This is a genomic window from Comamonas sp. F1-6 (genome assembly GCF_039581415.1).
GTDB lineage: Bacteria > Pseudomonadota > Gammaproteobacteria > Burkholderiales > Burkholderiaceae_C > Comamonas > Comamonas thiooxydans.
Map to the genome: position 1 here is coordinate 1 of NZ_JBCPWN010000073.1, position 394 is coordinate 394.

Annotated in this window: 1 pseudogene; it reads right to left on the reverse strand. The window is 56.9% G+C overall.

Features of this window, described 5'->3' with window-relative positions:
• Positions 1-394: pseudogene (locus tag AAIL66_RS24365) on the reverse strand (hypothetical protein); the annotation flags it as partial.

The window sequence follows — 394 nt, forward strand, 5'->3', positions numbered from 1 at the left end:
TTTGCAATGCTCGTCCGTCCAGGTTGTGCCGAAGCTCACGCCAAAGCCAGGGCCGTTGGCACTGCCGCTGCTGCTGCCCATGCAGGTGTCATTGCTGGTCGTGAGATTGGGGCCGTTCACGCTGGGAACGTTCTTCATGGTGTAAGTACCTGTGTACTCCACAATGTTCTTGGACGTCCCGGACACAGTGCTGTTCAGGTTCTGGGTGGTCGTGCCGTTCGTTGTGATGTTTTGATCGGAGGTTGAAGTGGATCTGCTGTCCATCGTGGATACAGATCGACTTTCCGCCGGGGCAACGACCGGATTGACAATGGTGACCGACTGATTCTGTTGCGCCCCCACGGAAGAGGAGCTAGAGGAGCTTTGCGCGCTGCTGTCGGCACTTTGCGCATAA